The sequence below is a fragment of the Pseudoflavonifractor phocaeensis genome (assembly GCF_016901735.1).
Taxonomy (GTDB): domain Bacteria; phylum Bacillota; class Clostridia; order Oscillospirales; family Oscillospiraceae; genus Pseudoflavonifractor_A.
On the sequence record NZ_JACLZC010000074.1, the window covers coordinates 1 to 14,599 of the forward strand.

The window sequence follows — 14,599 nt, forward strand, 5'->3', positions numbered from 1 at the left end:
GGGGATACGGTCACCACCACCAGCGGGGTGGTATCCGATGGGGTGGGCGTCTCGCTCTGTCCCACGTTGCCCAGGTGGAGCCCTTCACCGGAAAAGACCTGTTGATTTTCCAGCATAATCAGCGCGGCCACCGCCAGCGCCAGGACCACCGCCAGCGCCACAATGACGCCTTTGAGCACCGAACGGGACCGGCCGCGATAGCCGGTATAGCGTGAACCTCGATAAGCCATGGGAAACTGAATGCTCCTTCCAAATCAATGGGGCGGGCGCTCCGTCAGGGGGCGGCGTCCGCGGCACGCCGCGCCTCCAGCGCCGCTTCCAGCTTGCGGAGGGCCTCGGCGATGAGAGCCTTGTCCGCCTCTCCCAGCGTATCCAGGATGGAGTTGAAGTAGCCGCTGACATCGGTAGCGGTCTGGGTACGCAGGAGCTGGTATTGTTCCGTCGCCGATACGTAGATGACCCGCCGGTCCTGCTCCGAGCGTTCCCGCTTGGCCAGACCCAGCTTTTCCAGCCGGTCCACGATGCCCGAGATGGTGCTGTTGGCGCTGCCGGTCCGCTCGGCCAGGACGCTGATGGGCACGGGACCGCACTCGCCCAGGACATTGAGCACCAGCGCCTGGGGGAACGTCAGGTTGAGCCGCCCGAAATGGGCGCGGAACTGCTGGGCCATGTGCTGGGTCACATGCAGGTAAGACATGAGAATATTGGAGATGTCCTCCATGATCATTCCGCTCCTCTCCGTTTCCCTGATTTTCATAAAAGTACAGCAAAAAGGACAGATTGTCAAGGAAGGGGGGGACTTTTTCGGCGATTTAACAGTTTTTGGATGAATTTTTTGTGTAGGGCACCGGGCTTAGCCGGCGGCGGGGGTGAGCACCCGGTCCAGCATCACGGCCAGCTCCGCCCGGGTAGCGGTGGCCTGAGGGGAGAGCTGGTAGTCGCTGCCCTCCACGATGCCGGCGCCGATGGCATGGCGCATACCGTCCACGGCCCAGGACGAGACCTGGTCGGCGTCCACGTAGAGGTCCAGGATACCGGAGGCGGTCTCATGGCCCAGGGACAGGTCATAGCGGTAGAAGAATACCGCCAGCTGTTCCCGGGTGATCTGGTCGGCGGGGCGGAACTCGCCCTTGTCGGTGCCGGTGGTGATGCCCAGCTCATAGGCCCATGCCACCGCCTGGGCATACCAGCGGTCGGTGGGCACGTCGGAGAAGATCTGGCCGGTCTCGGCGGCGGCCGGGCTGCCGGCGATCTTCCAAAGGACGGTGACCACGGTGGCGCGGTCGGTAATCAGGTCGGGGCTGAAGGTACCGCCGCCGGTCCCCTGCATAATGCCCTGGGTGCGCATGGACTCCACGGCGGAGGCGTACCAGGCGTCGTCGGCGACGTCCGTGTAGGAAGAGGCCAGCGCGGGGGTCAAAAACGCGGCAGCCAGACAAAGGGCGCAGAGTCCGGCCTTCAGGCGCTGTGTCCAGATGTTCATGGTGGTTCCCTCGTTTCTCTTATCATTCACTTTATTTTACAATATGGATTTTACAAAATTGTGAACAAAGAGAAAAGAAGCTCTCAGGACAGCTCCCGATACATGGCCGGAGCGTCGGCCTTGCCCACATGCTCGGCCACGGCCAGCACCTCCACCCGCACCAGCCGCTCGCCGAAGCGCAGCTCCAGCACGTCCCCCTCCTTTACGTCATAGGAGGCCTTGACGGGCCGGCCGTTGGCGGTGACCCGCTGGTTGTCGCAGGCCTCGTTGGCCACGGTGCGCCGCTTGATGAGGCGGGAGACCTTGAGCCATTTATCCAGTCGCATGGGAAGTTCCCTCCTTTCCGTCGCCCCAAGGGGCGGAGATAAAAAAGCCAGCTCCGGCGGGCCGGAGCTGGCCAAAAGCCGGAGGGTCAGCCGCCGGCCACAGCGTCCTTCAGAGGCTTGCCCGGCTTGAATACCGGCATACGGGCGGCGGGGATGTCGATGGGCTGGCTGGTCTTGGGGTTGCGGCCCACCCGCGCCGCCCGGTCCTTCACCTCGAAAGCGCCGAAGCCCACCAGCTGGACCTTGTCCCCCTGGGCCAGCGCCTGGGCGATGACCTCCAGGGTGGCGTTGAGGGCGCTCTCCATATCCTTACGGGAGAGGCCGGACCGTTCGGCGGCGGCGTAGATCAGTTCGGTTTTATTCATGGAAAACCTCCTCGTTATGGTTAAGACTGGGCGGACGTCCGGCGCTCGGCGGCCTTGGCCTGGTCCCAGAGGGCGTCCAACTCGGCAAGGGACATGGCGTCCATGGGCTTGTCCTGCTCCTTGGCCAGCGCCTCCACGGTGCGGAACCGGGCGATGAATTTGTCGGTGGCGGCGTTGAGGGAGACCTCCGGGTCGCATTTGGCAAACCGGGCGGCGTTGACCACCGCGAAGAGCAGGTCTCCCAGCTCCTCGGAGATGTTGCTCCCCTCGGCCATGGCCTGGCGCAGCTCGGTGAGCTCTTCCCCCACCTTATCCAGCGCACCGGAGGCGTCGGGCCAGTCAAAGCCCACCTTGGCCGCCTTTTTCTGTACCTTTTCCGCCCGCCACAGGGCCGGCAGAGAGCGGGCCACCGCGTCCAGGGCGTCGCCGGTGGAGGCCTGTCCCTTTTCCTTGCGCTTGAGGGCCTCCCAGTTGGTCAGCACCTCGCCGGTACCGGAGACGGTCACGTCGCCGAACACATGGGGGTGGCGGTAGATGAGCTTGCGGCAGATGCCGTCGGTCACGTCGTTGAGGGTGAAGCGCCCCGCCTCCTCCTCCATCCGGGTGTGGAGGAGGACCTGGAGGAGCACGTCGCCCAGCTCTTCCTTGAGATGCTCCACGCTTTTTTGGTCGATGGCCTCGGCCACCTCGTAGACCTCCTCCAGGAAATCCCGGCGGATGCTCTCGTGGGTCTGCTGGGCGTCCCAGGGACAGCCGCCCGGCGCCCGGAGGATGCGCACGATGGCCTCCAGGTCGCCCATATCATAAATCTCTTTCTGTGGATAATCGGTCATGGTTGCTCCCCTTCTCTGGCAGTTTGAGCGTTTTTTTTACTTAATATGCAGGAGATTGGCGATTTTCTCGCCCTTGGGCATGAGCGCCAGATCCTCCCGGGTGATGGCGCGCAGGGCCAGGATCAGCACGAAATAAACCAGCGCGGCCAGCACGATGGCCGCGGCGGCGGAGATCAGGTTGCCCTTAAAGGTGAGGGCGTCGCCCCCCAGCGCCCGGGACAAAAAGCCGTAAGCCGCCCAGGCCACGCCTCCCATGACCACCGAGGCCAGCACCGGCTTGAAGAAAACCTTGCCGTAGCTGGGGGCGCTGGGCACCCGGACCTTGATGATGAGCAGATTGAGCACCGCCGCGATGACAAAGCAGCAAAGAGTACCCACGGGAGCGCCGTAGATCATGATATCGGGGTTGCCCACCAGGATAAAGTTGACGATGATCTTGACCACGCCGCCGATGACCACGGTGGCAATGGGCAGATTGACAATGCCGTTGGCCTGGAGGATGGAGGTGCCCACCAGCTGGATGCACACGAAGATGGAGGCCAGGCCCAGAATGGACAGCAGGGGACCGGCGATGGTGTGGTCGGTGTTGCCGGCGGTGAGGAGCCACATGATGGGCTCGCCCAGCACGAAGAGACCCACGCCGCAGGGCAGCGCCATCAGGGCGGCGAAGCGGAGGGCGGACTCGGAGACCTGCTTGGCCTCCAGCATGTTCTGCCGGGCCCGGGCGGCGGACACCGCCGGGATGATGCTGGCGGTGAGGGGCACCATCAGGTTAAAGGGCAGATTGTAAATGCTCATGCACTTCTGATACGCGCCATAGAGGGCCCGGGCCGAGTCCAGCACGGCGGTGCCGCCGGCGGCCATGTTGTCCAGCAGGATCTGGGCGGACTTGTTGCCGATGTCCAGAAAGCCCCGGGCGGACTCGGTGACCACGGGACCGGCGTCCATCATGGACTGGAAAACGCTCTGGAGCTGGCCGTTGACCAGGTTGGTGTCGATGAGGGTGACAATGGCGGTGGTAGAGGAGCTGAGGGTGATGGGAATGGCCAGGGCCAGCAGATGGACCAGGATGCTCTTGGAGCCGTCGGGCTTGTCGGTGAAGGGGCCGGGATGGAGCCGGCGGGTGCGCCGGTGGTTCCAGAAGAGGTAAAAGACCGACAAAATGCTGCCCACCGATACGCCGGCAATGGCGCCCACGGCCATCATCCGGTCGCCGAAGTCCTCGGGCTGGAGGGCCAGGGAGCCGATGAACAGGGCCAGGCCCATGCCGATGAGAAGCTTGGAGAGGTTTTCCGTCACCTGGGAGATGGCGGTGGGCATCATGTTCATGTGGCCCTGGGCAAAGCCCCGGAAGGCCGAGCAGCAGCAGGTACACAGCACCGCCGGCGACAGGGCCATCACGCACCACACCGCCTTCTCATTCTGGAGGGCGTAGGTGGCCACCGGCTGGGCAAAGAAGGACATACAGACAAAGCTGATGAGGCCCATGGTCAAAAAGGCGAAGAACGCCACCCGAAAGACCTTCTGGACCTGGTTATACCGGCCCAGGGCGTTGGCCTCCGACACGGTCTTGGACAGGGCCACCGGGAGGCCGGCGGTGGAGATGGTGAGGAAGAAGCTGTACACGTTATAGGCCGCGCTGAAATCGGCGTAGGCCTCGTCGGGCAGGATGATGCCTAGGGGGATCTTGTAAATAGCGCCGATGATCTTAATGATGATGGTACTCACCATCAAAATGGCCACGCCGCCGAAAAAGGTATTTTTTTTCTGCGCACTGGACAAGGATAGTCCTCCTTACTTATGGGGGAAGAGGAGGGGCAGGGCGTATTGCCGTACCTCCCGCTTGACCCGCTCAATGTCGATGGTCAGGAATTTCCCATCCTTGTATATGACCTTGCCCCGGGCCATATTCATGACCACGTTGGAGCCGTGGGCGGCGTAGACCAGATTGGAGATCACGTCGTGACAGGGGATGAGATTGGGCGCGTCGAAGTCCACCAGGATCAGGTCGGCGTCGTAGCCGGGGGCGATGCGGCCCGTCTTGCGGCCCAGGGCCTTGCCGCCGTTGACGGTGGCCATGCGCAGGGCGTCGGCGGGCAGGGTGGCCAGAGGGTCGCAGTTGGCCCCGTTTTGCAGCATGGAAGCCAGCTTCAGATCGCCGAAAAAGTCGGTGGCGTTGTTGGACGAGACCCCGTCGGTGCCCAGAGCCACGTTGACCCCCGCCTTCTGCATGGCGGCAATGGGGGCGATGCCGGAGCCCAGCTTCAGATTGGACACCGGGTTGTGGACGCAGGAGATCCCCTTTTGGGCCATAATGGCCCAGTCCTCCGGGGTGGTCCACACGCAGTGGGCGGCAATGGCCCGGGTATCCCACACGCCGTAGTCGTTCAAAATCTGAATGGGGGTTTTGCCGTGGCGGGCGATGGCGTCCCGGTGCTCTTTTTTAGTCTCGGAAATGTGGACGTGCATTCCCTGGTGATGGTCCCGGGCAAAGTCGGCCATCCACTGCCACAGCTTATGATTGGAGGTATATTCCCCGTGGATGGAGGCGTCGATGCGGATCTGACCGTTGTTGTAGTTGTGCCACTCCTCGGTAAGGGTTCGATGGGCGATACAGTCGGAATGGGTGTGGGGGTCAAATTCGTCGGAGAAGAGGACGCCGCCCACGCAGAGATTGGCGTTGATGCCCGCCGCCGCTGCCCGCTGGGCGATGACGCCGGTGCGCATGTACATATCGGCGATGGTGGTGACGCCCGAGGCGATCATCTCGGCCAGACCCAGGTCGGCGCAGCAGGCCACCGCCTTATCGTCCCACCGGGCCTCGGTGGGGAAGATGAAGTGTTCCAGCCAGTCCTGGAGGTCGTGGCCGTCGCCGTAGCCCCGCATGGCGGTCATGGGCACGTGGGTGTGGGCGTTGACGAAGCCGGGGAGGAGCACCTTGCCCTTGCCGTCCAGCTCCAGGGGGATGAAGCCCTCCGGCTCGGCGGTGGAGACGGAGAGAATGGAGGCGTCCTCAATGACCACGTTGGCGTGCTCCAGGACGGTGTTGGCCTCGTCCATGAGCACGGCGGTCACGTTGCGGATGAGTGTTTTCACGCCAAAAACTCCTTTCACAGCTTGGCCAGGCAGGCCAGCACCAGCCGGGAGAATTTATCCTTGCACGCCTCGGCGGCCTCCAGCACCTCCAGCTCGCTGAGGGGCTGGTCCAGGATGCCGGCGGCCATGTTGGACAGGAGGGTAAAGCCCAGCACCTCCATGCCGCAGTGGCCGGCGGTGATGACCTCGGGGGCGGTGGACATACCCACCGCGTCGGCGCCCGCCATCCGGGCAAAGCGGACCTCCGCGGGGGTCTCGTACTGGGGGCCGGGGAAGTACATATAGACGCCCTCCCGCAGGGGGATGTTCAGCGCGGCGGCGGTGTCCCGGGCCACCTGGCGGAGCGCCGGGGTATAGAGCTTGGAGGCGTCGGGGAAGCGGGGCCCGAACTGGGCCACATTGGGGCCGCGGAGGGGGGACTCCATGAAAATCTTGATGTGGTCGGTGATGAGCATCAGGTCGCCGGCCTGCCAGGCGGTGTTGACGCAGCCGGCGGCGTTGGTGACGATGAGCTGCTTGCAGCCCAGCAGGGAGAGAACCCGCACGGCGTAGGAGACCTCTTCGTAGCTGTAACCCTCATAGTGGTGCATCCGGCCCTGCATGACGGCAACGTTCTTGCCCTGCAGCTGGCCAAAGACCAGCTGGCCCTTATGGCCGGGGGCGGTGGAGGTCTTGAAGTGGGGGATGTCCTTATAAGGGACGGCGACGGCGTTTTCCACCTGGTCGCCCAGATAGCCTAGACCGGAGCCCAGGATCATGGCCACCTGGGGGGTAAAATCGCCGATCTGTTCTCTGATATAGTCGGCGCTGGCCTGATAATGGGAAAATTCATAGTGCAGCATGGCATGTCCTCCTTGGTAAAAACGGCGGCCCACCCCCTGAAAGAGGGGGGAGCCGGCCTGAATGCGTGGATGGGCGGAGCCGCGTCCCTTCAGGACAGGGCGCCGCCGCACTGTTTGCAGAATTTGTCCTCCCGACCGCAGGGCGCGCCGCAGTGGGGGCATTCCCGGGTGGCGCGCAGCACGGCCACCCGCTCCTTCAGCTCTTCGATCTCGGCGTATTTGGCGTCGATCTGGGTCAGGATCTGGGACAGGGCGGCCTCGTCGGTCTGCTGTCCCCGGTGGGTGTCGTACACCGCCTGTCCGGCCTCCCGCAAGAGGGCGTTGATGTCGGTGCGCAGGTCAAAGATCTTCATGTTCAGCTTGGCCACGTCCACCACCTGACCGGCGCAGCGGCCGGCATAGCGGGCGGTGGCCTCGGCGGTCTCGCCCACCGTCAGGGCGGCGGAGCGGACCCGGTCCAGCAGTTCCCTTACACGCTCATCCATGGTAAGCCTCCTTTTTTAGGACAAGATGCCGATTTTGCTCTATTTTACACCATGACAGGGCAAATTGCAATTATCAAAAGGGACAAAGGAAGGCCTTACCGCACCCGGTCCAGTGTGCCGCCGCACCGGCAGCGGTAGCGCTCCGGGTGGAGCACCAGGGCGGAGGCTCGGGCACGGGAAAACCGGTGGCCGCAGATCTGGCATACCAGCAGATAGCGGACGGGCCGGGCGTCGGGCACCCCCAGCTCGGCGCAGGTGCCGGTGCGGGAGATGGCGTAGCCATAGGCGGCGTTCATCCGGGCGGCGTAGCTCTGCCAGCGCTTGCCGTGGTCCCGGCAGCCCCGGCAGGTGTGGAGCACCTCGTGGGCCAGGGTCTGCATACAGGCCTTTTCCTCCGCCTCCAGGAGACGGTCGGTCAGCTCGATGAGACAGCGGCCGTCCGGCAGGTACCGGCAGCAGCCGAAGCGGCTCACCGCCCGGCGGTTCACCTGGACGTGGGGGATGATGGAAGGGGAGCAGGGGATGCGCAGAGCCCGGACCTGGGCGATGACCCGGGCCAGCAGGGCGTCAAAATCATTCAAGGGGTTTTCCTCCCAAAACGTGAGATACCCATTAGTCTACCGCGATATGTCCCCGTTGGCAAGCGTCAATCGTCGAAAAAAGACGAGCGGTCCACACCCTGGACCCACAGCGCGGCGGCGCAGAGCACCACGCCGAAGGGGAAGGACAGCCCGCAGGCCAGAGCTTGGGAGCAGCCGGCGTCCAGCAGGGCCCGGAAAAGAAGGCGCACGCACAGACCGGTGAGAAGGGCCGCCAGTCCGGGGGCCACCCACCAGGCGAACAGCCGGGGACGCATCCCGGCGCCGCGGCGCACCGAGCTCCAGTTGAGCAAAGCGCCAAAGCCGGCGCTGAGGAGGAAGGCGGCCACATAGCCCTTTAATCCCCAGCCGGGGAGGGACATGAGGCAGTAAGTGGCCGCCAGCTGGACGCCGCCGGAGAGCAGGGCGTTGCGTGCCGCGGCCCGCTGTTCTCCCAGACCGTTGAGCACCCCGGAGAGCACCGCCTGGTAGCAGCTGAGCACCATCCCCACCGACAGGGGGAGGAGAAAATCTCCCGCCCGCTCTTCCTGATAGAGGAAGCGGCCCAACGTGGGGCCCAGCACGGCCAGCAGCGCCATAGCCGGCAGGATCAGCACCGACGTGGCCAGCATGGCCCGGTGGATGAGGCCGTGGACCTGCCGTTTTCGGCCCAGAGCGGTCTCCCGGGCCAGCCGGGGATTGAGTACCAGCGCCATGGCCCCGATGAAGGCGGTGGGCATGGCCAGCATGGGGAGGGTCATGCCGCACAAGATGCCGAAGGCCGACATGGACTCGCTCACCGGTACGCCGGCGGCCACCAGCCGCTGGGGGACCAGCACCGCCGTCGCCGCCCCCATCAGATTGCCCAGCACCGCCGTGGCCCCCACCGGCAGGGCGATGGCGGCAATGCGCCGCCCCAGTCCGGCGGGGGCGGGGCCTTTGGGCAGGGCGCGGGCGCGCCGCCGGTAGAGGAGCACCAGCGTGCAGGCGGAAAAGACCTCGCACACCGTCATGCCCAGGGCGATGAGCCCCACGGTGCCCTCGGCGGTCCGGGGGAGGAAGAAAACCAGCAGGCCCAGCACCGCGCCGGTGCGGATGAACTGCTCGCACACCTCCACCGCCGCCGGCGGTCCCACCGTGCCGCTGCCGTAAAAATAGTGCTTGTGGAGGTTTTCCACCCCGGTGAGCAGCAGACAGGGGAGGAGGACCAGCAAACCCAGCCGGGTGCGGGCATCCCCCAGCAGGTAGACCGAGATGGGGTCGGAGCCCAGCCCCACCACCACCGCCGCCACCGCGAACAGCCCCAGAAAAATGGCCAGACAGCGGCGCAGCACCGCCCCCATCACCCAGGACTGCCCCAGCGCATGGTAGCGGGAGGAGAGGTGGGAGACCGCCGCCGTCAGCCCCACCGCCGTCACCGACAGCAGCACCGACTGCACCGGCAGCACCAGCTGATAGAGGCCCATCACCTCGGCGCCCACCAGCCGGGAGAGGAAAATACGGTACACAAAGCCCACCGCCTGGCCCAGCAGTCCGGTGCCGGTGAGCAAAAGCGTGCCGCCGAAAAGTGAGGTCTGCCGTTCCTTCATGCCGCGCCCCCTTGTCTGACGGGCGGATCGGAGCCGCCGTCCTCCCCAATCTATGCACACAAACGGGCGGACATGTGGAAAAAACCTTTGACAGGCCCGTTCAAAACGGTTATGATATAATTTATCGCGTTGCATTGAAAAAGTAAAAGGGGGAACCGGCTTTGATCGCCACCGTCATCAATGTGCTTCTGGTCCTGGTGGGCAGTACCCTGGGGCTTCTCTTCAAAAACCGCATCAGCCGGCGCTTTACCGCCGCTCTCACCGCCGCTCTGGGCCTGTGCGTGCTGGGCATCGGCATTACCAGCGCCATCGGCACCCAGGACAGCCTGTGCGTCATCGTGTGCATGGTGGCGGGCACCCTGCTGGGCGAGGCCCTGCGCATCGAGGACCGGCTGGAGGGCGTGGGCGATCTGCTTCGCGCCAAGGTCCTCCGGGGCAAGGGCAACAACCGCTTTGCCGAGGGGTTTGTCAACGCCTTCGTCCTCTTCTGCGTGGGGGCCATGGCCATCAACGGCGCCATGGAGGCCGGCATGAACGGCAGCTATGAGATCCTCATCTCCAAAGGCGTCATCGACGGCGTCACCGCCATCAGCTTCGCCGCCGCCATGGGGGTGGGCGTGGCCTTTTCGGTGATCCCTCTTTTCCTCTACCAGGGGGGACTGACCCTGATCTTTGCGGCCGTGGGCCAGGGGATGGACCCCGCCGTGGTTACCGAAATGAGCGCTGTGGGCGGGGTCATCATCATGGGCATCGCCGTCAATATGCTGGGCCTGCCCAAGGAAAAGCTGCGGGTGGGGAATATGCTGCCCGCCATCTTCCTCCCCTTAGCATATATCCCCCTGCGTGACTGGATTTCCGCGTTTTTGGCCTGATAGACCGCGCTTCCCCCTTTTCGTGTGAGAGGGAAGGGGGAAATGCAAAACCCCCAAAAAGACTCTTGCACATCGGCGCGAAACGCGCTATACTAAACAAAGATGGAGGCCGATGCAGAGCAAGGGACCGGCCCACCGACGCAACTGCAAAGGCTTCCGCCGCGCCGTTGCGGTTTTTTAGTGGAGAGCATGTTAAAAAAATAACGAAATTCAGGCTTTCACAAACTGAAGGAGGTACACGTATTATGGGATTTGTCAAGCTGGAGCAGCAGGGACATGTGGGTATTATGACCATCGACCGGGAGAAAGCCCTCAATGCCCTGAACAGCCAGGTGCTCAGCGATCTGGACGCCGCCATTGACGAGGTTGCCGCCAACGACGACATCTATGTGGTCATCCTGACCGGCGCCGGCCGGTCCTTCGTCGCCGGTGCCGACATCGGCGAGATGAAGAACTTCAGCGCCTACGACGGCAAGCAGTTCGGCGTCCACGGCGGCAGCGTTTTCCTCAAGCTGGAGAATATGGCCAAGCCCGTCATCGCCGCCATCAACGGCTTCGCTCTGGGCGGCGGCTGTGAGCTGGCCATGTCCTGTGACATCCGTCTGGCCAGCGAGAAGGCCAAGTTCGGCCAGCCCGAGGTGGGTCTGGGCATCACCCCCGGCTTCGGCGGCACCCAGCGTCTGCCCCGCATCGTGGGCATCTCCAAGGCCATGGAGCTCATCCTCACCGCCAAGGTCATCAAGGCCGAAGAAGCCAAGGCCATCGGCCTGGTCAGCGAGGTCTATCCCGCCGAGGAGCTCATGCCCAAGGCCCTGGAGCTGGCCAATGCCATCTGCGCCAACGCCCAGATCGCCGTCAAGGAGTCCAAGCGCTGCATCCGTATGGGTATGCAGACCGACATCAACACCGGCTCCGCCTTCGAGGCCGAGGCTTTCGGCGTTTGCTGCGGCACCGAGGATAAGAATGAGGGTATGGGCGCCTTCCTGGAGAAGCGCGCCGAGAAGCACTTCCAGGGCAAGTAATTGCCGGTCCTCACGCATCCCTCCCAACAGGTTTGGGATATCTTTATAAAACAGATAGAAAAGAGGTTTTTCATCATGAAAAAGGTTGTAGTCATCGGCGGCGGCACTATGGGTCTGGATATCGCGCAGGTCTTTGCCCGCAACGGCTTCGACGTGGTCGTGCGCGACATTAAGGATGAGATCATCCAGGCTTCCGAGGCCCGCCTGAACAAGGGTCTGGACAAGATGGTGGCCAAGGGCAAGATGGACGAGGCCAAGAAGGCTGACATCCTCGCCCACATGAGCTTCACCACCGACCTGGGCCAGGCTGCCGACGCCGATCTGGTTGTGGAAGCCGCCATCGAGAACCTGGACATCAAGAAGTCCATCTTCGCCGAGCTGGACAAGATCTGCAAGCCCGAGACCATCCTGGCCACCAACACCTCTTCCATCTCCATCACCGCCATTGCCTCCGCCACCAAGCGCGAGGACAAGTTCATCGGTATGCACTTCTTCAACCCCGCTACCGTGATGAAGCTGGTGGAAGTCATCCGCGGCGCCAAGACCTCCGACGAGACCTACAAGGCCATCGCCGATCTGTCCGTGACCATCGGCAAGGAGCCTGTTGAGGTCAACGAGGCCCCCGGCTTTGTGGTCAACAAGATCCTCATCCCCATGATCAACGAGGCTTGCGACCTGCTGTACACCGGCGTTGCCACCGCTGAGGGCATCGACACCGCCATGAAGCTGGGCGCCAACCATCCCATGGGCCCCCTGGCTCTGGGCGATCTGGTGGGCCTGGACGTCTGCCTGGCCATCATGGACACCCTGTACAACGAGACCCACGATCCCAAGTATCGTGCCTCCCTGCTCATGCGCAAGATGGTCCGCGCCGGCCTGCTGGGCCGCAAGACCGGCAAGGGCTTCTTCGATTACACCAAGAAGTAAGCATAAGCTGCTCCATACGGCCTGTGGCCCGGACTGCGGTCCGGGCCACAGCTTTTTGTCTAAAACGCCAAAAAAAGGGAGTGGCATTTGGGAGAACTCCCAATTGCAAAATCTTTAGCTCTATACTATACTAAAGCGCAAGAACCGAAGATGGAGACGAGTAGGACGAGAAGCCGCCTGACAGAGAGCCGCCGGCGGTGGAAAGGCGGCAGGACGGAACCGGACCGAATGGACTCAGGAGGGCGGGGCGAACGGCGCGAAAGGGCCAAGTAGTACCCGACGGGGACTCCACCCGTTATCAGAGGAGGGTATGTACTGGCATACCATGAGAGGGCGCAGACGCGCCAAACCGGGTGGCACCGCAGGAGTATTTTCAAAAGGCTCTTGTCCCGGCGGACTGTTTTGGACACGGTCCGTCAGGACAAGGGCCTTTTTCATCAATTCCACTGTCAGGAAGGAGACAATCATCATGAAACACATTCCCAACCGTATCTATTTGCCCGAAGACCGCATCCCCCGGCAGTGGTACAACCTTCGCGCCGACATGAAGGAGAAGCCCGAGCCGCTGCTCAATCCCGCCACCGGCAAGCCGGTGACCCTGGCCGACCTGGAGCCGGTGTTCTGCACCGAGCTGGCCCGCCAGGAGCTGGACGACACCACCCCCTATTTCGACATTCCCGAGCCGGTGCTGGAGTTTTACAAGATGTACCGGCCGTCCCCGCTGATCCGGGCCTACCAGCTGGAAAAGTACCTGGATACCCCCGCCAAGATCTATTACAAGTTTGAGGGCAACAACACCTCCGGCTCCCACAAGCTCAACTCGGCGGCGCCCCAGGCCTATTACGCCAAGGCCCAGGGGCTCACCAGCCTGACCACCGAGACCGGCGCCGGTCAGTGGGGCACCGCTTTGGCGGAGGCCTGTTCCTTCTTCGGCCTGCCGCTGACTGTGTATATGGTCAAGTGCTCCTATGAGCAAAAGCCCTTCCGCAAGGCGGTCATCGAGACCTTTGACGCCAAGATCATTCCCTCTCCCAGCAGCACCACCAACGCCGGCCGGGCCATCCTGGCCAAGGACCCCAACACCACCGGCTCTCTGGGCTGCGCCATCTCCGAGGCGGTGGAGACCGCCGTCACCACCCCCGGCTGCCGCTATGTGCTGGGTTCGGTGCTCAATCAGGTGCTCCTCCATCAGAGCGTCATCGGTCTGGAGAGCGCCGAGGCCATGGAGATGATCGGCGAATATCCCGACATCGTCATCGGCTGTGCCGGCGGCGGCTCCAACCTGGGCGGACTCATCGCTCCCTTTATGCGGGATAAGCTCACCGGCAAGGCAGACCCCGACATCGTGGCGGTGGAGCCGGCCTCCTGCCCCTCCCTCACCCGCGGCCGGTATGCCTACGACTTCTGCGACACCGGCAAGATCACCCCTCTGGCCAAGATGTACACCCTGGGCAGCGGCTTTATCCCCTCGGCCAGCCACGCCGGCGGCCTGCGCTATCACGGCATGAGCCCGGTGCTCTCCAAGCTCTACCACGACGGTTATATGCGGGCCGTGTCCTATGAGCAGAGCAAGGTCTTTGAGGCGGCGGTCCTCTTTGCCAAGCAGGAGACTATCCTGCCCGCCCCCGAGTCCTCCCACGCCATCCGCGCCGCCATCGACGAGGCCATCAAGTGCCGCGAGACCGGCCAGGCCAAGACCATCCTCTTCGGTCTCACCGGTACCGGATACTTTGATATGACCGCTTATGAAAACTTCCACAAGGGCAACATGAACGACTACGTTCCCACCGACGAAGAGCTGGAAGCCAGCCTCTCCCAGCTCCCTACTTTCTCTTGAAAGAGAAAGTAGGCAAAGAGAACTTTCATAGAGCGCCCGGTTCGGTAAGTAGTGCATAGAACGGCGGGGCGCACACTGTGCGCCCCCTACAAAAGAGCTGTATAGGTCACATATACCACACAGAGGGGCAGGACCCACAAAAGCACCATATTGGCGTACCGGTGCCGCCCGCGCAGGGCCGTCCCCACAGGGCAAAAGATATATAGAAATACAGAAAAACACCCCGCTGCCGTAATGAACTGCACCCCATTTGTTAGACAGTATGATATACTGGATAACAAGTGGGGTGCTTTATTATGCCAAAAGGGATAGCAAACAAACGATACACACCAGAATTCAAAAAG

At 63.1% G+C, this 14,599-nt stretch carries 16 protein-coding genes; 4 read left to right on the top strand and 12 right to left on the bottom strand.

Annotated elements, in window-relative coordinates:
* From H7U37_RS12890 to H7U37_RS12945, 12 genes are all read right to left on the bottom strand, one after another.
* A partial coding sequence (locus H7U37_RS12890) for a hypothetical protein (RefSeq protein ID WP_204876295.1) occupies positions 1-230 on the bottom strand: 230 nt, incomplete at its 3' end.
* A gap of 44 nt (positions 231-274) precedes the next feature.
* On the bottom strand, positions 275-721 hold the full coding sequence (locus H7U37_RS12895) for a MarR family winged helix-turn-helix transcriptional regulator (protein WP_204876298.1): 447 nt from the start codon (positions 719-721) through the stop codon (positions 275-277).
* Positions 722-853: 132 nt separating this feature from the next.
* Positions 854-1,483 (bottom strand): S-layer homology domain-containing protein, encoded by a 630-nt coding sequence (locus H7U37_RS12900; protein WP_204876300.1) that lies wholly within the window; start codon positions 1,481-1,483, stop codon positions 854-856.
* A gap of 83 nt (positions 1,484-1,566) precedes the next feature.
* Positions 1,567-1,809, bottom strand: a complete 243-nt coding sequence (locus tag H7U37_RS12905) for an RNA-binding S4 domain-containing protein (protein WP_204876302.1) — start codon at positions 1,807-1,809, stop codon at positions 1,567-1,569.
* An 86-nt stretch (positions 1,810-1,895) separates the two neighbouring features.
* Positions 1,896-2,243: an HU family DNA-binding protein gene (locus H7U37_RS12910; RefSeq protein WP_477742900.1), complete on the bottom strand. Its 348-nt coding sequence runs from the start codon at positions 2,241-2,243 to the stop codon at positions 1,896-1,898.
* Positions 2,195-3,007: a nucleoside triphosphate pyrophosphohydrolase gene (gene mazG, locus H7U37_RS12915; protein ID WP_204876309.1), complete on the bottom strand. Its 813-nt coding sequence runs from the start codon at positions 3,005-3,007 to the stop codon at positions 2,195-2,197. The genes H7U37_RS12910 and mazG overlap by 49 nt, the downstream gene beginning before the upstream one ends.
* A 36-nt stretch (positions 3,008-3,043) precedes the next feature.
* Complete coding sequence (locus H7U37_RS12920) at positions 3,044-4,789, bottom strand: putative polysaccharide biosynthesis protein (protein WP_204876311.1); 1,746 nt, start codon at positions 4,787-4,789, stop codon at positions 3,044-3,046.
* Positions 4,790-4,801: 12 nt separating this feature from the next.
* Positions 4,802-6,103: an amidohydrolase family protein gene (locus tag H7U37_RS12925; RefSeq protein WP_204876312.1), complete on the bottom strand. Its 1,302-nt coding sequence runs from the start codon at positions 6,101-6,103 to the stop codon at positions 4,802-4,804.
* 14 nt (positions 6,104-6,117) lie between these two features.
* Positions 6,118-6,945 carry a purine-nucleoside phosphorylase gene (locus H7U37_RS12930; RefSeq protein ID WP_204876314.1) on the bottom strand — a complete coding sequence of 276 codons (828 nt, stop codon included), beginning with the start codon at positions 6,943-6,945 and terminating at the stop codon, positions 6,118-6,120.
* A gap of 89 nt (positions 6,946-7,034) precedes the next feature.
* Positions 7,035-7,430 (bottom strand): zinc ribbon domain-containing protein, encoded by a 396-nt coding sequence (locus H7U37_RS12935; RefSeq protein WP_204876316.1) that lies wholly within the window; start codon positions 7,428-7,430, stop codon positions 7,035-7,037.
* A gap of 95 nt (positions 7,431-7,525) precedes the next feature.
* The gene (locus H7U37_RS12940) at positions 7,526-8,011 is read right to left on the bottom strand and encodes a SprT-like domain-containing protein (protein ID WP_204876318.1); all 486 of its coding nucleotides are present in this window, start codon (positions 8,009-8,011) and stop codon (positions 7,526-7,528) included.
* Positions 8,012-8,076: 65 nt separating this feature from the next.
* A complete protein-coding gene (locus H7U37_RS12945; protein ID WP_204876320.1) occupies positions 8,077-9,597 on the bottom strand; it encodes an oligosaccharide flippase family protein in 1,521 nt (506 codons plus the stop codon).
* 161 nt (positions 9,598-9,758) lie between these two features.
* Between H7U37_RS12945 and H7U37_RS12950 the strand changes: the two genes are divergently transcribed.
* From H7U37_RS12950 to H7U37_RS12965, 4 genes are all read left to right on the top strand, one after another.
* Positions 9,759-10,469 carry a DUF554 domain-containing protein gene (locus H7U37_RS12950; RefSeq protein ID WP_204876321.1) on the top strand — a complete coding sequence of 237 codons (711 nt, stop codon included), beginning with the start codon at positions 9,759-9,761 and terminating at the stop codon, positions 10,467-10,469.
* A gap of 245 nt (positions 10,470-10,714) precedes the next feature.
* On the top strand, positions 10,715-11,491 hold the full coding sequence (locus H7U37_RS12955) for an enoyl-CoA hydratase-related protein (RefSeq protein ID WP_204876323.1): 777 nt from the start codon (positions 10,715-10,717) through the stop codon (positions 11,489-11,491).
* Between the two features lie 75 nt (positions 11,492-11,566).
* A complete protein-coding gene (locus H7U37_RS12960) occupies positions 11,567-12,418 on the top strand; it encodes a 3-hydroxybutyryl-CoA dehydrogenase (protein WP_204876324.1) in 852 nt (283 codons plus the stop codon).
* Positions 12,419-12,887: 469 nt separating this feature from the next.
* Entirely contained in the window at positions 12,888-14,255 is a 1,368-nt protein-coding gene (locus tag H7U37_RS12965; RefSeq protein ID WP_204876325.1) for a TrpB-like pyridoxal phosphate-dependent enzyme, read from the top strand.
* Positions 14,256-14,599 lie beyond the last annotated feature (344 nt).